We start from the raw sequence: 22,333 nt of genomic DNA on the forward strand, positions 1-22,333 counted from the left end.
AAGATGTTCGGAGCTGTTTGAATGGCTCCGAATTTTTTTTAATTTTTTTTTAGGCATCAAAAAAGGGCGTGAAATATTGAGATTCTAAGATAGGGTATTTTTATTTGGTTATTGAAGCCATCTATGTTTTTGAATGTCAATGGGATATGAGGCTTTTTTCATCTTAAAAAAAATGACTCAAAATTGCATTATTTTGAATCATTATTTTGTAAAAAATCAAATTGCATATATAATATTTTGTTGTTATTGTTTTTTATGTAAGTTTACGAACGCCAAAAACAATTAAACCCAATTTATCCATGAATAAAAGATTTACCCTGATGATGGGCATCTTGCTACTGAGTGTTCAGTTGGCTTTCGCCCAAAAATTCAACATCACTGCAAAAGTAGTGGATGCGGACACCAAAGAACCCTTGATCGGTGTCAATGCTATTTTAGAAGGTACGGGGCTTGGAGCAGCTTCGGATTTGGATGGAAAGATTGCAATTCCATCAGTGAATGAGGGTGCTTATACCCTGAGATTTTCATTTTTAGGTTACGAGACGATTACAAGAAAAATCACTCTCAATTCAGATATGGACCTTGGAACGATCTCCATGGGAAGTACTGCTATTATGGGGCGGGAAGTGGTGGTTTCGGCTACAAGAAAACCTGAACGATTAACTGATGCTCCTGCATCCATAGGAGTAATTTCTTCCAAAGACCTAGACCGTCTACCTTCTTTCAACGTAGGTGAAATGCTTTTTAAAATCCAAGGTATTGAAGTGGTTCGCTCAGGTGTGATCGGGATTGGAATCAATGCCAGAGGTTTTAACTCAGCTTTCAATGTGCGTATGCTTCAATTGAATGATGGTAGAAATGGCATGTTGCCAGGAGGGACTGGTTTGCCGGCAGGTTTCTACAATACCATCATCAAAGAAGATATTGAGCGGGTTGAGGTAATCCTTGGACCTGTATCCGCATTGTATGGACCAAATGCTCATGCAGGAGTTGTCAATACTATCACAAAAGATCCAAGAACGTCTCAAGGAACAACTGTTGCCTTGGGTGTTGGAAATCAGGGGGTATTTTCCGGTCGTGTTAGGCATGCGGATCAAGTTTCTGACAAATTTGCTTACAAAGTTAACTTTGAATATACTGAGGGCCGTGATTTTGAATTTATCGATACAGTGTATGTTGGTGCTTTGGCAATTCCTGAATTAGATCCTGACTTCAATTTTAAAGCTATTCGTGGTGGTGCTGCTGTTTACTATACACCTAAAGCAGGTCATGACATTATTTTGGATTACGGGATTGGTCAAGGATCTAATATTGGAGTGACTAATTTGGGAAGAAATCAAATAGATGGATGGACTTTCAGTTATTTACAGGCTCGCTATGTTTCTCCAAGGATTTTTGCACAGTTGACCAATACATGGAATAATGCTGGTAATACCTTCCAAATTAATGGTAGAACAGTCAATTATGCCACTTTACTTGCGCAGGGAAATAGTCCTGAGGAAGCAAAAAGACGATCACTTCTTCCCGTGTCGGAAGGGGGACTAGGTTTCCCAGGCTTCAAAGATGAATCTTCTCGCTTAAATGCTGAGGTGCAGTACAATAATAGTGTAGGAAAATTCAGCTATGTCTTGGCAGGTAGTTATCAGCGGGATGTAGCCAATAGCTTGGGTACATATTTATTTGATATTGATGGAGATATTATCATTTCCCAATACGGTGCTGTGGCACAAGCAGATTATGAATTGACCAATACCTTGAAGTTTGTAGGTGCTGTGCGAGTGGATAAACATGACTACTATGATTTACAGGTAAGTCCACGATTGGCTTTAACCCAAGCGGTTGGTGATGGTAGTTTTCGATTGACTTATGGTCGCGCGTATGCAGCTCCATCCATTCAGTTCTTGGAGTTTTTATTCCCAATTGCAGGCGTTAATGGAGCCATCATTGGTTCAGGACAAGGCTTAACATTGGAAAATTTTGCTACAGGAGCTAGAAGAACCATTGATCCTTTACAACCTGAAGAAAATACAACTTGGGAATTTGGTTACAAGGGTACTCCTGCCAAGAATTTCTATTTTGATGGTACTTTATGGTATGGAAACACAAGAAATTTCATCAGCCCGGCAGTGAACTTATTCTTAGGTGGTGAGCGCATCGTGGAAAGAGGTGGTCAGCCTGTACCTGCAAACTTAAGTGGTATCAATCTTACCTACTTGAATTTTGGTGAAGTGACCAACTGGGGAGCTGATTTAGGGTTTAACTATCTGATCAACAAAAACTTCAGCTTTGGGGCGAAATATTCATACTTTGGATCAAACATTACAGATGAAGGGAAATTTGACGATGATGCGAATATATCCTTATTGCCTCCTGCCTCCAGAGAAGCACTACAAGTGTTGAATGCGCCTGCGCATAGGGCTAATTTCAATTTATCTGCTTTGAACTTGGTCAATAACAAAGTAAATGCTTCATTGAATGTGCGTTGGTTACCAGAATATGATTTCAGATCAGGTAACCAAATAGCTACTGCAGCTGGTGCAAATACTAGGGTAGCTCCATTCTTATACAATTATGGTCCTTTGGGAGGATTTACAACAGTGGATATTTCTGCTGGCTATGCCTTCAGTGAAATGATTACCGTGGGTGGTGGTATTTCCAACTTATTCAATGCAGAGCAGCGAGAGTTTGTTGGTTCACCGATCATCGGAAGACTATATTCCTTGGAAGTGAAATTTAACTTCAATAAGAAGTAACGATAATAACCTGTCCTAATGATTCCATTAAACCCTTCGCTTCTTGAGTGAAGGGTTTATTTATTTGATGAGAATGTTTTATTTGTGCCCTGAGGTATATATTTTTAGCAATACTTACGGACAGGATATGCAAATCATTTATGAACAGGCTTTGGTGAAAATTTTTCACGATGTAGATCGGGAAAGTGTACGATTTGTATGGAAAGGTAAAATTCCCATGGAAACGTATCAAGAGGCATTGAATTTCGGTTTGAAATATATGGCTGATCATCAGATTAAACGCATACTCGTAGATCAGCGAGAAATACAGCCCCTCACAGATGCCCAACAGAAATGGTTGTACAAAACGTGGTTTCCAGTCTTGTTTGAAAGTTTGGGTGAAAATATACGCATGGCCATTATACCTTCCCCCATTACTTTTCGGACGATTTCAAGTAAGAGTATTGCCAAAAAACTGATCGATAAACATCACGACATGAAGATCGAGTATCATCCTACGGAAAAGATGGCGAATGAATTTTTATTAGGAAAGCTTAAATAAAAGAAACAGCCAAAATCATTACAAATAAAGTACTCACAGGAATAAGTAAAGTTGTCACGGCTATATCCAAGTAGCTCTTTCTGTGAGTCATTCCACAAATCATCAATAGCGTAATAACTGCTCCATTATGCGGAAGGCTGTCTAGGCCACTGCTCGCCATAGATGCTACGCGGTGCATCAGTTCCAAGCTAATTCCTTCCCGAATCATCAATTCATAATAGGTGCTTCCCAACGTTTCCAAAGCAATAGCCAAACCACCCGAAGCGGATCCTGTGATTCCAGCTAAAATGTTGATAGCCAAGGCTGCACTTAGCAAGGGGATTTCTTGAAAAGAATTTAAAACATAATCTTTAATAATAACAAAACCTGCCAATGCTGCTATCGTACTTCCATAACCGACTTCTGTAGCAGTGTTGAAAATAGGCATAAGACTGCTTTGAATACCTTCTTGGAGTGTTTGTTTTAAGGTGGTAAGTTGCTTGAAGTGTAAAGCGATAAGGCTACCGATTGCAAGAATCATGGCTAGAATGATGGACCAGATTCCCTTAACATTTTCTAAACTTACATTGCCAAAGGCTGGATTTTCTAAAAAGGTATCGTCCCAAGATGGAATGATAACTTGTGAAAAAAGGAAGTTGAGACTAATAAGGAGAAGAATCGGTGCTATGGATTTCCAAAAAGTGGGGTAGGAGTCTGTTTTTTTAGCCATTTCATCTTCTTCAAATCCATAGCCTTGGCCAGCTTGGATAGCTTTTTTGACTCGGTGCTGTAGCCATGCAATACCCAAACTTGCGATAATGAAACTTCCTGTCAAACCAAAAAGTGGGGCGGCAAAGGCATCGGTTTGAAAGTAGGGGATAGGGATGATATTGTGAATTTGTACAGTTCCAGGAAGTGCAGTCATAGAGAAGGTGAAGGCCCCCAAAGCAATAGTTCCTGGAATCAATCGCTTGGGAATATTGGCTTCTCTAAACAATGCCTGCGCCATGGGGAAAATTCCAAAGGCCACAATAAAAATGCTAACCCCTCCATAGGTTAAGAGTGCACATGATGCCACTACTGCAAGTACTGCTTTGTTTTTTCCTAAGGTTAAAATGATTTGATGGGAAATTGAGCGGGCAGCACCAGAGACATCCATCAATTTACCAAAAATGGCTCCCAATAAGAAAATCGGAAAGTACTTGATGATAAAATTACCCAGTCCTTTCATAAATACCTCTGAGTAAAAAGCAAGCGCTCCTTGTTCTCCACTCAGAAGTACAGCAAATATGGCTAATAGTGGAGCAATTAAGATCACTGGATATCCTCGGTATGCCAATACCATCAATAAAACCAATGAACTAATAATTGCAATAATCTCCATGCGTATGATTTATTGGGATGTCCAACCACCTTCCATTGGAAGACTAACGCCCGTCATAGTGCTGGAGTTTTCAGAAGCCAGAAAAAGTGCCAACGCTGCCAAATCTTCAATGGCTATGAATGATTTGATGGCTTGCTTTTTAAGCATTACTTTTTCGATGATTTCTTCTTCGCTCATGTTGTGGGCTTTGGCTTGGTCGGCAATTTGACCTTCTACCAATGGTGTACGCACATATCCCGGGCAAATCGCATTGCAGGTAATACCATAGGGAGCACCTTCTAATGCCAAAACCTTGGTCAGCCCTGTTACCCCATGCTTGGCAGCAACATATGCTGACTTGAATTCACTCGCTCTTAAACCATGTGCAGAAGTAATATTGATTATCCGTCCAAAACCTTGTGTTTTCATTCCTTTCCAGGCAGCTTTGGATGCGTAGAATACAGAGGAAAGGTTGACACCTAGAATAGCTTCCCATTTGGCATCGGGGAATTCTTCCACAGGAGAGACAAATTGGATACCTGCATTATTTATCAATACTTGAATAGAACCTAATTGCTCTTCGGCAAGAGTAATCATTTGGTAGATCTCCTCTGGATTCAATAAGTTGGCAGGGCTAAAAATACAGGTGACCCCATAAGTCTCGGCAATGGAAGAAGCTATTTCCTGTCCATTTTTTTCAAGACCATTGATTAAAAGATTATAACCATGTCGGGCAAAATACTTAGCTATGCCCAAACCAATACCGCTACTACCGCCGGTAATTACTGCGTTTTTCATGTTTTTTTGGGTTTAATTGTTCCAATAACCTGTCCTGATATTGGAATGATGATTCCATTAAACCCGAGAATGGGAAAGCTTAGTCCGCTTTCCCATTAATGAGGATTAGCCTTCTTCCTCTTCCATTTCTCTATAGGCCATAATTCCTCCTAGAAGGTTTCGGACTTTTGTAAAGCCCTTGCTGGCCATAAAGTTTTTAGCATTACCACTTCTTGCGCCTGATCTGCATTGCAATACGATTTCTTTGTCTTTGAATGCTTCAAACTCGTCTAAAGCAAAAGGAAGTTCTCCCAAAGGAATATTTTTTGCTCCTAAGTTATCTTCTTCATATTCCCATTCTTCCCTTACATCAATAAACAGGAAATCTTCACCTGCATTTAGCTTATCTCTGAGTTCTTCTACTGTAATATCTTGCATCTTATTGTACTAAAATTCGTTTGGTTTCTACGGTACCATTTTGGAAGATATTCAACAAATAAATACCTTTCATCATGCCTTCAAAGTTAAGGATTTTCCTATCCCCATCTACTGTTTGAGGAAGATTTATCAAGCGACCATATGGATCAAATACCTGAACAGTATCGGCTTTTCCTTCAATAAATAATCTTGAAGTTACCGGGTTTGGATACACTTGTGTACTTGTCTCAGCCTCGCTTTGTTCTTCAAAAACAGGAGATTCACTCAAATGTGCCCGTATCATCAGAGAACCTTCTACGATGGTATTTTGCTGCCAAGAACCGCTGACATTGAAGAAAATTTCGCGACCGTTATCAAATGATTTATCCAGTCCTACATGAATAAATTCATTGGTGAATTGGGTAAAACCAACAAAAAACACATCGTCAACCAATACGTTTTCCTCCAACTCAAAATAGGTGAATTCATTGATGCCGTCTGAGGGTGGTAAGAAAAATTCCTGAACATATACAGGTGCCTGGTTCAAATTGTTCCAAACCATCAAATCCAATACTCTTCCTACCTGAGCAAAATTGGTGAAGTTGATGCTGATACCTTTGACATAACTGGGTGAGGTAACTTCAAATCGGTTGGCCAACATTCCTGATCGTTGATTGATACCGGCGGAATAATCTACATTTCCATCATCGTAGGCAAAGAAATCACGGATAGGTATGATTGTACGCGTAGTATCATTGACCCGGAGATCAATAGTTTGATAGCGAATCGTGTCCCCATTGACAATTTGGAAGAGAAATTCATCTCCTGTACTCAGATAGGTCAGTAATTCAATGTCAGTCTCTGTGGTTAATCTCGGTGGTGTCCCGATTTCATTACTTTGGAATCTTCTGCGCTCAAAGGCTAAAGGAACAGGATTGATAGGGGTGTTGGTATTGATTCCCTGCAAAATTTCTCCCGTTGTCTGATCCTTTAGCGCAATGGTGAATTCCATTGGTGAGAATAAGTTATTGAGGTTATTAAACTCGTTGGATGTTCTATTCCAAAGTTCATCGCCTCTTCTTTGATACTCGAAGAAGGGGATCGCAGAGTATTTCTCTAATGGTCTTCTACTGGTCTCTGTAAGTGCACGGTCTCTTCTAGCGATATCATTTGGGTTTCTAAATTGATTGAGATATACATAATCAATTAGCCAAGAATCAAAAGGACCTGAGATTCTGCCTCTGCTACTAAATCTAAATTGAAAGGTTTGATGTTGGAATTCAGGAGTTACCGGAATAACCTCTTGAAGGAAAAAATTTCGGTTGGGTTCTAAGTCACCACGTTGACTCCATACGTCTATCCATTCCCCAAGTTCGTTTAAGAATTCAAGGCTTAGCTCATCGTTGAAATCCGGCATCTCAGCCTTGCCTCCCGGTTGCCAGTAAAAGCTTAGAAAAACAGTATTTACTTGGGCTTCTGCAATGGAGGATAAATCAATTACTTGAGAAGTGATTCTGTCGGCAAAGCCCTGTTCCAAAGGATTATTGGAGTAAGGAGCACCTCTTTCATCAATTCCATCTAACAAAAGTACTCCGATTGTTGGAGCAGCATTTCCTACGGTGAAACTTGCAGTAGCCCCTTCATTGATCCACTTCGTACTATCGATAAAACCCAAAGAAAAATCATCCCAAAAAGGTAAAGATAGTGCTTCTTGGTTTAGTCTTAGGTTACTCTGTTTGTTTTTGCTTGGTGGAGGAAGGGGAGTGGGTAATTGCTGAAACTGAGCCAAGGCAGTCAAGCTAAAGCTTAGCAAAAGCAATAAAATCACTATATGTTTCCTCGTGGGCATAGTTAAAAGTTAGAAAATCTTTTGGATTCCGAAATCCATACATCTATAGGCTCTCCAGTTCGCACTTCAGAACCTGCGGGAGGCATCTGACGAATGATTGTTCCGGAAAGGACTGTATCCGTTTCAATATAGTTTATTTTCCCAAATCTTAATCCAGAACCGATAATTAAAAATTCCGCATCGGTTTCATCCATACCAACGATGCTAGGAACTTCCAAGATCTGATTACCTAAACCGTCACCTACCACGAGATCAATTTGGGAGCCTTTGGGGATTTCAAAGCCCTCAGAAATATTTCTACCTCGGAATTTTTGTTCCAATACTACATTTTGTCCTATGTCTGGTACATATACAATCTCCCCACGAATCAAGCCTGCATTTGCTAATATTTCCTGAGCATTTTTAAGTGGTGTGTTGACCAAATTGGGCATCCTGATCAAAGGAGCATTTCTTGAGTTCAGCGTAAGATAAATTTTTCTTCCTTTTTTGACTTGGTTTCCAGGTCTTGGGTTTTGCTGCAAAACGGTGAATGGCCTCACTTCGGCATTAAAGCCACTATCAATGTTGATTTCATAGCTGAGATCACGGTCTGCAAGAAATTTACCAGCTTCCTGGTAGTCATAGCCCTCCAAGTTTGGTACGGTGACAGTCTCTCCATGATTGGTATAGCTGGGAAGAAAGATCTGCAGAAAAACAAAGGCAAGAACGATCGTTAATCCTAATATGATTGAAAAGTGAATAAGGATTTTCTTTGTTGAGTCCTTCAGTTTACTCATGGAAGTATATTTTGAATTAGTAACGTTTGCGTGCCAGTGAAAGTACAGAGACTTAGACAAATCTATACAATTTATCACAAATCAGAGGCCAAAAATAAGGAAAAGGCTGGTCTTCGGAAATGTGCCAGCCTTGAAAAGCGTTCTTACTTTCCTTAATGGATGTATAGTTTTTTCGTTTCTGTAATGGTAGGGCTGCTGATTTGTATGATAAACAGACCTTTGGATAGCATTTGAGTTGTAAAGCTGTATGTCTGGTTCAAGGTATTTGGATAATCCACATCGTGAACTAGAGCTCCTGTTGGGGAAATCATTTTGATGTTAACCGTTTCAAAATTCCTTAGATTGAAGGCTAAATTGAATTGATTTCTTGCAGGGTTTGGATACAATCTCACATTTCCAACCCCTGGATCTACAGGTTCAGGGTTAGCTGAAATAAATAACTCAGCATTGTTTAGGAATACAGGACCATCTTCTGGATTAATTCCCTCCAATACAATAGCCACCCTAGTGGTAGTTTTACCTCTACCGGCAAATTCAGTTAAGTTGACAAATGTTCGTCTAAAATCGTTAGGGTTATTAGGATTTGGTTCACCCGATGTAACCGTGCTAATCTCATTTCCCCTTAAGGTCAATACTTCTCTATAAGTACCCCCACCTGTATCACTACCCAATACCCGAAGCACAGCTGTGGATGGCATCGGTCCAGCCGCCCTATCGAAGAAGAATCCTCCTTGTGGACTCCTGTTTAATTCGAAAATTGGAGTTCCTAGCCAGAAAGAATTACCGGGAGCAGTAGCCTGTGCACGTACAACATTGGAATTTGGGGCATTCTGAACAGGTGTTAGTGTCCAGGCAGGATTATTGTTTTCTGGATTAATCGTCACCCATGGACTCAGCGTAACAATATTATCAAAATTTTGTCTCCAAGGGGTTCGTTGGGTTTCAGTATCAATAACGACAAATCTTGATAGACTTGAGGAATTTCCTGGATTTTGATCAAAACTTGGATTCTCTAGGGAGAATAGGAAATTTTGAGTGCCATTCAAAGTAGTCTTTGGTAGGTTCAATATAGCAGAAGCCCCCGGTGCTATCTGACCTCTAAACAGGAAGGAATTTTGGGGTGCATTTCCATATCTTCTTCTCAGAATAAATCCAGTTACAGGTAAGTTTCCTGAATTGGTTATCTCAATCTGCTCATTTTCATAATTATTGTTGGTAATCGGCGAAGGTGCTATCAACCTTGGCATATCCACTCGATAGCGGAAGGTTTCCTCGGTTAAGATTTGAATGTCTTTCAGGAAGATATTATTTCCGAAGCCATTTTGATTGATAAAGGCAATTCGTACACTTCCCAAGTCAGCAAAAGGAGCCAAGTTTACTATTTCTGTTCTGAATTGAGCATCTGAATTTGCTTCAAATTCATCCAAGATCGGATTGACCGTCTGGAGGAATTGTACGTTTTTGGCATAAGGTGCGTCTATTATAGAGAAGGTGTTTCCGCAATCTGTTGATATTGCTACATATAAGGCATCAGAGAATCCTTGTGCGGCAAAAGGTGCATGGGCCATTCTGAATACCAATTGGGCATTCGGGAATTCCGATAAATTGATTTGTGGAGATATCAGGAAGTCCAATTGACCATTAGCATCATACTCGTAGTTTCGTATTCGAATCAATGGTCTTACACTACCATCAATAAATTGATTGTTGACTACCTCCCAGGTAAAGCTGTCATCCGGATTTCGGATGATCCAACTGTTCCCAACATCTTGAAGGTCCAAATTATAAGGTAAAGAAATTTGTCCCTGCAATACAGGAGTAGAAGTGAGGGTGTTATTGGATGGATTTGGATCTTCGGCTCCATTCACTGTCAAAATAGTTGCTGTAAACTGATTACCTACGCCGGCCAATTCCAATGAATTGAATCGTAATGTATCAAATTCCCCTGTTGCCAGATTTAAACCGAAAGTCCTTGATTCAATGATTTGATTGTTGAGACGAATTTCAACAGAAGCACTGTTGATTACATTATTTCCAGTATTTAGCACTACTAAACTTGGTATCACCACAGGGTCACAAATAAAATCCTGAGGTTCAAGAATCGCTCTTAAGCTTAAATCGTTTGATAGTAATTGAGGTTCTTGTGTAGCTCTGTTATTTACTAAGCTAGCTCTTCTTGGACTGTTTTCCAATACGATATTCATTCGCTCGGATTGTCCAAGGGTGAAGAGGTTCATACAGGCGTCTGTGGTATAATCCATGTAATTTTCCACCATGTCACGGGAATCACAAGTAATTCTCGGGTTGATGGTTCTACAAATGTTGTTGGGACCATCTTGAAGGGGAGTATCTGCAACAAAGTCATCGACTGAACAGTCTCCATCACCCCAAATATGTCGTAAACCAAGGAAGTGACCAACTTCGTGAGTGGCTGTTCTGCCTCTAGAAGTAGAGACTGCATTAAAACCTGTACCGAAATAGCGAAAATCGACTGTGATACCATCTAGTTCGCGGATACCAGGAGGGAAATTTAATCCTGGAAGGTCAGAAACCGGGAAAACAGCGAAACCAATGACTGGTGATGTCAATTGAACCACCCAAATATTAAAATACTCTTCCGGAGGCCAGGAAGAAGTCTGACTTATCAGAGCGGCGTCACTAGGAGAATAAACAGACTGAGAACCTTGAACCCTTACAATACCGGTGGTAGGCAAACCATTTGGATCCTGTTTTGCTAAGACAAATTCAATTCCTGTATCTGCAGCTACTGATTGAAAATCCCCAGGTGTCTGTGTTCTATCAGGGTTAAGTCTTCTAAAATCCTCGTTAAGTGTTCTTAATTGAGATTCAATTTGCCCTAGTGGAATGTTTGCGCCCACCCCCTCGGCAGTTCCATTGTGGATGATATGGACAACCACAGGTATGGTTTTGATTTCATTTTGAGTACGAAGGGACTGCAACTTGCCGTCCCTTTCTACTTTTTTTTCTTCTAGCCAAGTCTCAAAATATTCTTTACTGCCATATACTCCTAATTTCTCTTCCAAGAGGGCTTCCATAAATCGATGGCCGCACTTTTCATCGTGTACATGTTGCAGCGCTTTACCAAAAAAGGCTTGTGAATACGCTAAATTGCTGGAAGCAATAAAAATTAAAAGAAAAAATAATTCTTTTAATCGGAAATAGGTAAACTGGCGTTGGGACATTCGGGGACTAATTAGGCTACTTCTACTTTAACAGCTTCTACTTTAAGTATTTCAGGTACTGCTTTTTTGACGGCTTCTTCTACTCCAGCCTTCAATGTCATAGCTGACATAGGGCAGGAGCTACAGGTACCTGTAAGTTCCAGTCGTAAGGTCATTTCTTCTGTCACATCTACAACTTTCACATTGCCACCATCAGCTTCCAAATAGGGTCTTATTGTATCCAATGCTATTTCAACTCTTTCCAACAATGATGTATTCATTTGATATTAATTTATCTGTACTACTTCAGTTTTTGATTTTTCAGCATTTCTGATGGCAACCTGTCTGGCTATAGACTCTGCAAGCGCAGAAAATGCATCTTGAGTTACTCCTTTCTTCAAAACAGCAGGGTATCCGCTATCTCCACTTTCTCGGATACTTTGAACAATAGGTACTTCTCCTAAGAAAGGTACTTGAAATTTCTCTGCTAGCTTCTTCCCACCGTCTTTTCCAAACAAGTAGTATTTATTATCAGGGAGTTCTTCGGGTGTAAAATAAGCCATATTTTCTACAACACCTAAAACGGGAACATTAATTTGAGGTTGCTTAAACATACTAAGTCCCTTCGTAGCGTCGGCCAAAGCAACTTTTTGAGGAGTGGTGACAATTACTGCACCTGTTACAGGCACTGTTTGTACCATGGTTAGGTGAATATCTGATGTCCCTGGAGGAAGATCAATTAACAAATAATCTAATTCACCCCATTCCACATCTTGAATAAACTGTCTAAGTGCGGAGCTTGCCATTGGTCCTCTCCAAACAACTGCTGCATCAGCTGGTGTCAGGAAACCTATACTCATTAGTTTTACTCCGTATTGCTCTACAGGTATAATGGTATTCTTTCCATCAACTTGTTTCACCATAGGCTGCTCTGCTTCTACATTGAACATGGTTGGAATAGAAGGGCCTGATATGTCGGCATCGATCAAACCTACTTTGGCACCTGCATTGGCTAAGGCTACCGCTAGGTTGGCAGATGTAGTAGATTTTCCAACTCCACCCTTACCTGAGGCGATTGCTATGATGTTTTTGACTTCAGGTAAAACGGGTGCATTATTTCTAGCCGTAGTTACATTGGAAGTCATTTCTATATCCAATTCGATATCCTCACCCAAATCTGCGGTAAGTGTTTCGATGCAATTATTTTTGATAACTTCTTTAAGAGGGCAGGCAGGCGTGGTCAACACTACTTTGAACTTAATGGTGTTGCCTACGATTTCTAATCCCTGAATCATTCCCAAGGTGACCAAATCTTTTTTCAAATCTGGATCATCTACTTTTGATAGGGATTGGAGTACTTGCTCTTGACTGATTGCCATAATTGATAGTAAATTTTCCGTGCAAATTAGTTTATAATTAACCTAAATAAAAACCTTTCAAAAAGGATTTTAATCTTTAATCCAAACTTCCGAGAAAGGCAAATAGTTTCACAATCGATGGAGGGCTTTTAAATAAAGATAGTCTTCTTATCTTTGGTTTTTTATCCCGACTATGGCTATTAGCAAGCAAACCACAGAAAAAGTAAGAGAACGCGCCGATATAGAAGAGGTGGTAGGGGATTATGTGCCTCTCAAAAAGAAAGGGCAGAATCTGTGGGCCTGCTGTCCTTTTCATAATGAAAAATCCCCATCTTTCTCTGTTTCACCTGCCAAACAAATATACAAGTGTTTTGGCTGTGGCAAGGCTGGAGATCCTATACAGTTTGTGATGGATGTCGAAGGCATTGGATTTAACGAGGCCATCAAGCAACTTGCTCAGAAATATGGAATAGAAATCGAAGAAGACAGGCAGATGAGTCCTGAGGCTATCGTGGCCCACAATGAGCGCGAAAGCTTATACATCGTACTCAATTTTGCCAAAGAGTTTTTTGTCAGAAACTTACAAACCGAAGAAGGTAAATCAATTGGCCTTTCCTATTTTAAAGAAAGAGGATTCAATGCTTCAATCATAGAAAAATTTGATTTAGGCTATGCATTGGATGCATGGGATAAGATGTTGATTGCGGCTGAGACAGCAGGACATTCTAGGGAGCTCCTGATGAAGGCTGGCCTAATTCTTCAGAAGGAAGGAGATACTAGCCGATTTTATGATAGATTTAGAGGTAGGGTCACATTTACCATCCACAACCTTGGAGGCAAGCCTATTGGTTTTGGGGCACGAATTCTTACCAATGATAAAAAGCAGCCTAAATATATTAACTCCCCGGAAACAGAAGTTTATCACAAAAGTGATATCCTGTATGGTATTTATCAGGCTAAAAAATCCATTCGTGAGCAGGATAATTGTTATTTGGTAGAAGGATATACAGATGTTATCAGTTTGCATTTGGCAGGTATTGAGAATGTGGTGGCTTCTTCGGGGACTTCTCTGACAGAGAATCAAATCAAATTGATCAAACGCTTCACAGATAATATCACTGTTTTGTATGATGGAGATGCTGCGGGTATCAAAGCCTCCCTTCGTGGGATTGATTTGATTTTGGAAGGCGGATTGAATGTCAAGGCTGTTGTTTTTCCAGAAGGAGAAGATCCTGACTCCTATGCTAGAAAAGTTGGTAGTTCGGCTTTTCAGCAATATCTGAAGGAAAAGGCAGTTGACTTTATTTCATTTCAAATAGGCTTGCATGCGGAAGAAGCGGCAAAAGACCCCATCAAATATGCAGAACTGGTCAAGCAGGTAGTGCAAAGTCTTTCCAAAATTCCTGATCCTATCATCCGATCCGTATTTATTAAGAAATCCTCCAGTTTGTTGGAGATGGATGAGGATATTTTGATGACGGAGTTGAATAAAATTCTTCTTAAGTCACAAAAAGATCAGTTTTTCAAAGAAAAAAGAGCGGAAGAAGAACCTAGTCTTCCCATAGAGACATTGCTTCCAGTCACCAAAGAGGAGACAAGTAATTTTCAGTTGATCCAATTGCAAGAGCGAGAAATGCTTCGATTGTTGGTCAATTATGGTTTTGAAATGGTTTCGGAGGAGTTGAGTGTATGCGAGTATTTGTTGCAGGAGACCGAAGACTTAACTTTTGAAACACCTGTTTTCAATAAGATTTTGGCTATTTTTAAGGATGCTCTTAAACAAGGCCTACTTCCCCAACCTGCTTATTTCCTTTCTGTAGAAGACAGTGAAATCAAACGAGAAGTTATTAATTTGATAACCCCAAAGTACGAGTTGTCAACTTTATGGGAATCGAGGTTTCAGATTTTTACTACGCATGAAGCGGATGATCTAGCCAAGACTGTTTATGATAATATTTTGCATTTAAAGAAAAAAGTCATCAAAAAGTTGTTGGAAGAAGCTAGAGATCAGATCAAAAAAGCTGAAATGAATAAGGAAAGTGATGATTTGGTCTCTGAAAAAGTCCGTGTTTACATGGAGTTGAAGAACTATCAGGTTGCCATCGATAAGCAACTGGGGATTGTTATCTCCTTCTGAACAAAACTTTAATTGGTTTTTGGCGGTTTTGCTCATAAATCCTAGTAATTTTACGGGACTTAACCCAGATATACAAAAAAAAATATGTCTCAAGAATTCAAATTAGACAGCATAGAAGATGCGATCCAAGCAATCAAAGATGGTGAAGTAATCATTGTAGTAGATGATGAGGATAGAGAGAATGAAGGCGACTTTGTTTGCGCTGCTGAAACGGTAACTCCAGAAATCATCAATTTTATGGCAACACACGGGAGAGGTTTGATCTGTGCGCCACTTATTGAAGATAGATGTGACCAACTTGGCCTACAGTTAATGGTAGGAACCAATACAGCAGCTTATGAAACACCTTTTACTGTATCTGTCGATTTGATTGGACATGGTTGTACTACTGGAATTTCAGCAAGTGATAGAGCTAAAACTATTCGAGCACTCGTTGATGATAGCATTCACCCTGATGAATTGGGTAAGCCTGGACATATATTTCCGTTAAAGGCGAAAAGGGGAGGAGTCTTGAGAAGAGCGGGTCACACGGAAGCGGCTATTGACTTAGCCCGATTGGCAGGGTTCTCAGCCGCAGGGGTATTGGTCGAAATCATGAATGAAGATGGGACCATGGCAAGACTGCCTGATTTGGTTAAAGTTGCTCAAAAATTTAATCTGAAATTGGTATCCATCAAAGATTTGATTTCCTATCGCTTAAAAAATGAATCTTTGATTAAGCGTGAAATAGGTGTTGATATGCCTACAGCCTATGGGGATTTTGATCTGATTGCCTTTCGACAAACCAATACAGATGATCTGCACTTGGCATTGATCAAAGGGACTTGGGATAAAGACGAATCAGTGATGGTACGGGTACATTCTTCCTGTGTGACAGGAGATATTTTTGGCTCTTGTCGATGTGATTGTGGTCCCCAGCTACACAAAGCCTTGGAGATGGTTGATAAAGAAGGAAAGGGTGTGGTGCTTTATATGAATCAAGAGGGCAGAGGTATTGGACTCTTGAATAAACTGAAAGCCTATAAGTTGCAGGAGCAGGGAATGGATACTGTACAGGCCAATCTAGCACTGGGATTCCCAATGGATAAGCGTGATTATGGAGTAGGGGCACAGATTTTGCGGGATTTGGGTATCAGTAAAATCCGATTGATTACCAATAATCCTACTAAGCGTGTTGGCTTGATCGGTTATAACTTGGAAATAGTAGAACAAATACCCATTGAGATTGAACCTAATCAACACAATTCAAAATATCTGGAAACCAAGCGAGATAAGATGGGGCATAGCATCCTTAAAAAGTAAATCGATTCCTCTTTTCTTGGCGGAAATCAACTTATTTGTTTTGGGTTCGTTATCTAAGTATTAATCAATGTGAATTATGAGATACGTACTTTCTTTGATCTTCTTACTTGTATATATTCAAAGCAATGCTCAATCAGGTGTTTTTCCATCTCAGGTTTGGCATAAGGGGCAGATCGTAACTGTCAATGGACAGGTATATCAAGGACAAGTGAAATACGATTTGGAAAATAACTTGGTTCAGTTACAAACCAACAGCATTGATACATTTGGAGCTTCCAATGTTTCCCAGTTTGAAATATTTGATGAGCAATATGGTGGTATTCGTACCTTTTACACACTGCCCTTTCCTTTGAATGGAGATTACGATACACCAGTGTTTTTTGAGATTTTAACAGAAGGAGAAAACATCGTGCTATTGTGTAGAGAATATGTGGTGGCGGATAGTAGAGGTATGGGGATGTGGGGAGGTATGCCCATGAATCCTATGTGGGGACCACAGATGGGTGGAGCTTATAAGTTAGCCTTCAATTATTATTTTATTAAAGACGGCAAGATTATCAGGTATTCTCAAAAGAAAAGAGAATTGTTAGAGGTGCTTGGAGATCGCTCGGATGAGGTAGAATTGTTTATGAGAAAAAATAGATTGTCACACGATAAACGAGGCGATCTTTTACGAATCACCGCTTATTATAATCAGATACGATAATTTTATGAATTCAAGACCATTAATTTTGGTTTCAAACGATGACGGTATAACGTCCAAGGGTATACGGGTGCTTGTAAACGTAATGAAAAAATTGGGAGATGTGGTGGTGGTTGCACCAGACAGTCCTCAGTCAGGTATGGGACATGCCATTACCATAGGCGAAACCTTGCGTTTGTATGAAGAAGATATTTTTGATGGTATAGAAGCTTACAAGTGTAGTGGTACACCAGCAGATTGTGTGAAATTGGCCAAACATTATGTATTGAAGGATAAAAAGCCTGATTTAGTAGTGTCTGGAATCAATCATGGAAGCAATACTTCTATCTCAGTATTGTACTCTGGGACTATGTCAGCAGCCATTGAAGGAGCATTGGAAGGTTTGCCTTCTATAGGATTTAGTTTATGTGATTTTTCTTCCAAAGCAGACTTTTCACATGTAGAGGAGTATGTTTACAAAATCGCAGAACAAGTACTAACCAATGGATTAGCCAAAGGAATAGCGTTGAATGTGAACTTTCCTCCCAAAAGAAATGAGGCGATCAAAGGTGTGAAGGTCTGTAGACAGGCGCATGCCAAGTGGGAAGAGGAATTCCAAGAGCGATTTGATCCAAATGGAAGAAAGTATTTTTGGATGGCAGGAAATTTTGTGAATTTCGACAAGGGAGAAGATAACGACGAATGGGCTATTGCCAATAATTATGTGTCTATCGTACCTTGCCAATACGATTTAACTGCACATTATGCGATCAACCAAATCAATACAGATTGGGATTGGAATAAGCTCTAATTTCTATAAGGTTTTCATAAGAAGGCAAAAATTAGCACCTACCATAAGTTTGAACGGTTTGTGGTAGGCGCTTGCAAGCATCTTAAGGGGTGCTATACAAAATCTTTCGTTTCTTTTACTGATTGACTCTTTTGAACAACTTTATATTGGTTTAGATGGGTTTACGAAATTAAAAAATCGGCAGAATTTGTAGGATTTAACTTTTTCCTTAGTACTTTTATACCTCGCCAAATTACACAGCATGAAACTTTTTTTTTGGACAGTAATTATTGGTATAGCGCTGATTTACAGGCCTATTGCTGCTCAGCAAAATCAGGAAATAGATTCTTTGGCTTCTTTTGTATTAGAGGCAACAAATAAATCCGAAAAATTGCAGGCGTTGAATCAACTCACGTTTTTGTTGCGAGAGCGTGAATTAGATAAAGCCTTGGGATATGCGCTTTCTGCTGAGTCTTTAGCTATTGAATTAAATGATAGTACTGCCTTGGGCACGGCTAAGGGAAACATGGGATGGATTCACTACAGAAAAGGTAACTGGAATCTGGCATTTCGTTATTCAAAAGATGCCTACTTAATTGGTTTGGCCACCAAAAACCGCTCGGATTTGGCTATGGTGCTCAATAACCTGGGTGCCTTGTATTATCAACAGACCAATTACATACAAGCCATTAGCTATTTTAAAGAAGCATACGAACTTGCACTATCAGTTGATGATACATATACTGTCATTCGGAGCCTTAACAATATAGCTTTGAATTATTCAAAATTGAATGAATTGGACTCTGCACTTGTATATGCGAATGAAGCGCTCGCGCAGAATAAAGCATCAGGTTCTATTTATTTTACAAGCTTTACCATGCGTGTCATTGGAGATGTCAAGCTCGCAAAAAATGAAATTCAGGAGGCAATTGATGTGTATGAAAGTGCCTTAACTGAAGCCAGTCATCAACGGTTACACTCATTCGAATCTTCCGTTTTTCATCGCTTGGGGAAAGCGTATTTTTTATTGGGAAATTATTCCAAAGCTGTGGAATTACTTGAAAAAGGAAGAGTCATTGCAGAGGAAGGTGGGTTTCAAGATGAATTGATTCAAACGTATTACAACCTGTACCTTGTGTACGATCAGCTTTCGAATGTACCAGCAGCATTTGTCAATTTGGAAAAATATGTGACATTGAACAAAGTTCGAGAGGAAGCAAGTGACAAGGATAAATTAAAACTTATCCAAGGAATGTTTGAAGTGGATCGAGCAGATGCTGAATTAACTGCATTGAAGGCAGAATCTGAGGTGAAAAATATCAAGCTACAACTTTATCAACGATTTACTTTTCTAGGTGTGGTAGCAGGATTCATTTTGATTACTTTGATGCTTTGGATGACTTTTTTAAACCGAAGTAAAAACATGCTTTATCAACAACTTTTATTGGAAACAGATTTGGTAAAGAAGCAAAAAGTTGATTTGGAGCTAAATTCAAAGGAGTTGGAGCTGGCAAATACTACTAAAAATAAATTACTTTCCATCATTGGGCATGATCTTAAAGCGCCAGTAGCTCAATTGAAGGGCGTATTGCAATTGATTGTAGATAAGGATTTGTCAAAATCAGAGTTTGAAGAAATTCATAAAAATATTTTACGCAATGTGGACGATCTCTATATAAACTTAGATAATGTACTTTTTTGGTCTATATCTCAAATGGAAGGTTTCAATATTCAAAAAATACCTGTGCCAATGATTGAATGTGTGGAGGCAGCTTTCAACTTGTTACGCTTTTTGGCCGAAGAGAAGAATGTATTGATCGAGATTGACGTGGATAAATCGTTGACAATTGAAACAGATAAAAATATTTTGACACTTATTCTTCGGAATGTACTAAGTAATGCTATCAAGTTTTCCAATAGATATTCCGTAGTAACGATTAAGTCCTCTTTGAATGATTCCATTGCCTGCATTACGATCAAAGACAGTGGGCAAGGAATGAGTTCAAGAAAAGTCAAGGAACTTATGTCTACCTATCAGAGCTTGGTTGGATCCAATGAAGGTACAGATAAAGAGTCCGGAACTGGCTTAGGCTATTCCCTTATCAACGAGTTTATCTCCAAAATAGATGGCAAGCTTCAGGTTGAAAGTGAATTGGGGAAAGGTACAAAAGTAAGCTTACTTTTTGCTGCGGGAAATTATGGCAATAAGGTAGATAGTTTAGTGGATACAAGCGAAGAAACGGGGAGTTCATGAGATATTAGACCCAGTGATCGAAGTACTTCCATGACATTTGCTAATTCAGAACTTTGTATTTCGTTGTTGACAGCCCAAGAAGTCTGCTGAATCCATGATTCCACATCCGCCACCGACAAGTTGTATGCCTTGCTGATTTCGGAAATAGTTAGCGCATCTTTTTTCAACTCTTGAGCTGAATTTTTAATAGCTTGTTGAATCTGATGCATGAGGTATTGGTGTTCATTTAAGAAATCTTCATTAGCAACCGTTACAAAACAGGGCCATGGAGTAGGAATTTCTCCGATCCTTTTGAAAATACCTTGCTCTACATAAGGGTTGGTAGTGAATTTTTCCCATAAAAAAATATGTTGGCCTCCATGTTGAGCATTTGCAATTGCACCTTTTAAGTCGTGAAGTACCTCAAACTTCAATTTATTCAAATCCCATTGCTCACGCTTAGCCAATAAATAAGCCATCAAGTGAGAACCCGATCCATATCGAGAAATGGCAATTGGAGGATTTTTATAGTCGCTGATTTTAGCATACGCAGAATTTACTGGTACGTGTATCCCCCAGGTTAAGGGAGACGAAACGTACCAGTCGGTAATCAAAGCGGGATTCCCATCTATCTTGTCCCGCACAAAGCTTTCTGTTAATACAATTGCAATATCTGTTTGATTTTCACGAAGCGCTAAATTCATAGCTCCCGACCCCTTCGGTTCATCGAGCCATAGCAATTCATATCCCTGCTCCAAAAATGGCTGCGTTTGGACTAATTTTTTCCAAAGGATATTAAAATGTTCGGGAACTCCAGTAATTCTGATTTGCTTCATGTATTTTCTAAGATTAACCGTCGTGGGTTACATTTCGGTCGGTAATCAGTAGATTAGCCAAACTTGCCAAAATTAGGGAAGTTCCCGCCAAAACCATCGTGAAAATCACTTCTTCTCCGAATAGTAGCTTGTACATAAAATTGATACCGCCGACAGCTGCTACGATTTGAGGGATGACTATGAACATATTGAAAATGCCCATGAAAACGCCCATTTTCTTCGGATCTACTGAACTTGAGAGCATGGCATAAGGCATAGATAGAATACTTGCCCAAGCGAGACCTACCAAGGAAAATGAAATATGAAGCATCCAAGGTTCTTGGACCAAATAAATACTGATAAAACCGATGCCACCGGCAAACAGGGAAAACATGTGGAGGAGTTTTCGATTGATTTTTACTTTGCTTGTGATAAATGCCAAGGTCAAAGCAAAAATCATGGAAACCAAGCCGTATGTTCCCAAATAATTTCCTACTGCATCTGCTGCATTATTATATTCTATTGAGCTCGTATCCGTTGCTTTGAAAACGTGTTCGGTGATAGCAGGTGTGGCAAAAGACCACATGGTGAAAAATGCAAACCATGAAAAGAACTGAACCACCCCAAGTTTGAGCATCACTGAAGGCATTCCTGCAATGTTATTGAAAATTTCACTAACACCGTTGAAGAATCCTTTGCTTGCTTCTTTTTCACGCTTGAATTTTTCCAAATCCTCTGGAGGATATTCATCCGTAGTGAAAATGGTGTAAGAAATAGAGGTGAAAAGGATAAGGGCCCCTATAGCAAATGCATATTTTACAGAATCAGGGATGACTCCTGGTGCAGCAGTGTTGGAGACTCCTAGTTGAGTCATCATCCATGGAAGGTTACTTGCTACCCATGTTCCTACCCCGATGATTAATGTTTGTACCACAAAACCATAGGAGCGTTGAGAGTCTGGGAGTTTATCAGCTACCAAAGCCCGGAAGGGCTCCATGCTGATGTTGATAGAGGCATCTAATATCCATAAAGCGCCTGCTGCCATCCACAAAGCACTGGAGTAGGGGGCAAAGAAAAGTGCAATGGTACTCATAATGGCACCAATCAGGAAAAATGGCCGTCTTCTTCCAAAGCGTGGATGCCATGTTCGGTCAGATAAATAACCCACGATCGGTTGTACAATCAAGCCTGTCAAAGGTGCAGCAATCCATAAAATTGGAATGGTATCTTTATCAGCACCTAGTGTTTGGAAAATTCGGGACATAAATCCTCCTTGTAAAGCGAATCCAAATTGAATTCCCAAAAATCCAAAGCTCATATTCCAGATTTGCCAGAAACTAAGCTTTGGTTTATTTTCAGATTGTTCCATAAAGGATGAT

At 39.7% G+C, this 22,333-nt stretch carries 17 protein-coding genes; 7 read left to right on the forward strand and 10 right to left on the reverse strand.

Annotation, left to right across the window (positions count from 1 at the left end; translation table 11 throughout):
- The first annotated feature begins 299 nt into the window (after window positions 1-299).
- Together ACXIUD_RS14280 and ACXIUD_RS14285 are read left to right on the forward strand one after the other, a co-directional pair.
- A complete protein-coding gene (locus tag ACXIUD_RS14280) occupies window positions 300-2,753 on the forward strand; it encodes a TonB-dependent receptor (RefSeq protein ID WP_458053319.1) in 2,454 nt (817 codons plus the stop codon).
- A 73-nt stretch (window positions 2,754-2,826) separates the two neighbouring features.
- On the forward strand, window positions 2,827-3,294 hold the full coding sequence (locus ACXIUD_RS14285) for a hypothetical protein (RefSeq protein WP_458053320.1): 468 nt from the start codon (window positions 2,827-2,829) through the stop codon (window positions 3,292-3,294).
- On the opposite strand, the gene ACXIUD_RS14290 is transcribed toward ACXIUD_RS14285, so the two are convergent.
- From ACXIUD_RS14290 to ACXIUD_RS14325, 8 genes are all read right to left on the reverse strand, one after another.
- On the reverse strand, window positions 3,287-4,657 hold the full coding sequence (locus tag ACXIUD_RS14290) for a GntP family permease (protein WP_458053321.1): 1,371 nt from the start codon (window positions 4,655-4,657) through the stop codon (window positions 3,287-3,289). The two genes, ACXIUD_RS14285 and ACXIUD_RS14290, sit on opposite strands and share 8 nt — an antisense overlap.
- 9 nt (window positions 4,658-4,666) lie before the next feature.
- Complete coding sequence (locus ACXIUD_RS14295) at window positions 4,667-5,434, reverse strand: 3-hydroxybutyrate dehydrogenase (protein WP_458053322.1); 768 nt, start codon at window positions 5,432-5,434, stop codon at window positions 4,667-4,669.
- 105 nt (window positions 5,435-5,539) lie between these two features.
- Window positions 5,540-5,851, reverse strand: a complete 312-nt coding sequence (locus ACXIUD_RS14300; RefSeq protein WP_458053323.1) for a rhodanese-like domain-containing protein — start codon at window positions 5,849-5,851, stop codon at window positions 5,540-5,542.
- A 1-nt stretch (window position 5,852) separates the two neighbouring features.
- Entirely contained in the window at window positions 5,853-7,679 is a 1,827-nt protein-coding gene (locus ACXIUD_RS14305; protein WP_458053324.1) for a T9SS type A sorting domain-containing protein, read from the reverse strand.
- Between the two features lie 2 nt (window positions 7,680-7,681).
- Window positions 7,682-8,455 carry a PASTA domain-containing protein gene (locus ACXIUD_RS14310; protein WP_458053325.1) on the reverse strand — a complete coding sequence of 258 codons (774 nt, stop codon included), beginning with the start codon at window positions 8,453-8,455 and terminating at the stop codon, window positions 7,682-7,684.
- 152 nt (window positions 8,456-8,607) lie between these two features.
- Window positions 8,608-11,658: a M43 family zinc metalloprotease gene (locus ACXIUD_RS14315; protein WP_458053326.1), complete on the reverse strand. Its 3,051-nt coding sequence runs from the start codon at window positions 11,656-11,658 to the stop codon at window positions 8,608-8,610.
- 11 nt (window positions 11,659-11,669) lie between these two features.
- Entirely contained in the window at window positions 11,670-11,918 is a 249-nt protein-coding gene (locus ACXIUD_RS14320) for a NifU family protein (RefSeq protein WP_458053327.1), read from the reverse strand.
- Window positions 11,919-11,924: 6 nt separating this feature from the next.
- Entirely contained in the window at window positions 11,925-13,016 is a 1,092-nt protein-coding gene (locus tag ACXIUD_RS14325; protein WP_458053328.1) for an Mrp/NBP35 family ATP-binding protein, read from the reverse strand.
- A gap of 172 nt (window positions 13,017-13,188) precedes the next feature.
- Here ACXIUD_RS14325 and dnaG point away from each other — a divergent pair, with 172 nt between their 5' ends.
- From dnaG to ACXIUD_RS14350, 5 genes are all read left to right on the forward strand, one after another.
- A complete protein-coding gene (gene dnaG, locus ACXIUD_RS14330) occupies window positions 13,189-15,132 on the forward strand; it encodes a DNA primase (protein ID WP_458053329.1) in 1,944 nt (647 codons plus the stop codon).
- A gap of 84 nt (window positions 15,133-15,216) precedes the next feature.
- Entirely contained in the window at window positions 15,217-16,434 is a 1,218-nt protein-coding gene (locus ACXIUD_RS14335) for a bifunctional 3,4-dihydroxy-2-butanone-4-phosphate synthase/GTP cyclohydrolase II (RefSeq protein WP_458053330.1), read from the forward strand.
- A 76-nt stretch (window positions 16,435-16,510) separates the two neighbouring features.
- Window positions 16,511-17,140, forward strand: a complete 630-nt coding sequence (locus ACXIUD_RS14340; protein WP_458053331.1) for a hypothetical protein — start codon at window positions 16,511-16,513, stop codon at window positions 17,138-17,140.
- A gap of 4 nt (window positions 17,141-17,144) precedes the next feature.
- Window positions 17,145-17,927 carry a 5'/3'-nucleotidase SurE gene (gene surE / locus ACXIUD_RS14345; RefSeq protein WP_458053332.1) on the forward strand — a complete coding sequence of 261 codons (783 nt, stop codon included), beginning with the start codon at window positions 17,145-17,147 and terminating at the stop codon, window positions 17,925-17,927.
- Between the two features lie 241 nt (window positions 17,928-18,168).
- The gene (locus ACXIUD_RS14350; protein WP_458053333.1) at window positions 18,169-20,160 is read left to right on the forward strand and encodes a tetratricopeptide repeat-containing sensor histidine kinase; all 1,992 of its coding nucleotides are present in this window, start codon (window positions 18,169-18,171) and stop codon (window positions 20,158-20,160) included.
- Here the strand turns inward: ACXIUD_RS14350 and ACXIUD_RS14355 are convergent.
- Together ACXIUD_RS14355 and ACXIUD_RS14360 are read right to left on the reverse strand one after the other, a co-directional pair.
- Window positions 20,103-20,975, reverse strand: a complete 873-nt coding sequence (locus ACXIUD_RS14355) for an ABC transporter substrate-binding protein (protein WP_458053334.1) — start codon at window positions 20,973-20,975, stop codon at window positions 20,103-20,105. The genes ACXIUD_RS14350 and ACXIUD_RS14355 overlap by 58 nt on opposite strands.
- Before the next feature lie 13 nt (window positions 20,976-20,988).
- Window positions 20,989-22,323 carry an MFS transporter gene (locus tag ACXIUD_RS14360; protein WP_458053335.1) on the reverse strand — a complete coding sequence of 445 codons (1,335 nt, stop codon included), beginning with the start codon at window positions 22,321-22,323 and terminating at the stop codon, window positions 20,989-20,991.
- Window positions 22,324-22,333: the final 10 nt, after the last annotated feature.

The organism is Mongoliitalea sp. (genome assembly GCF_054166905.1).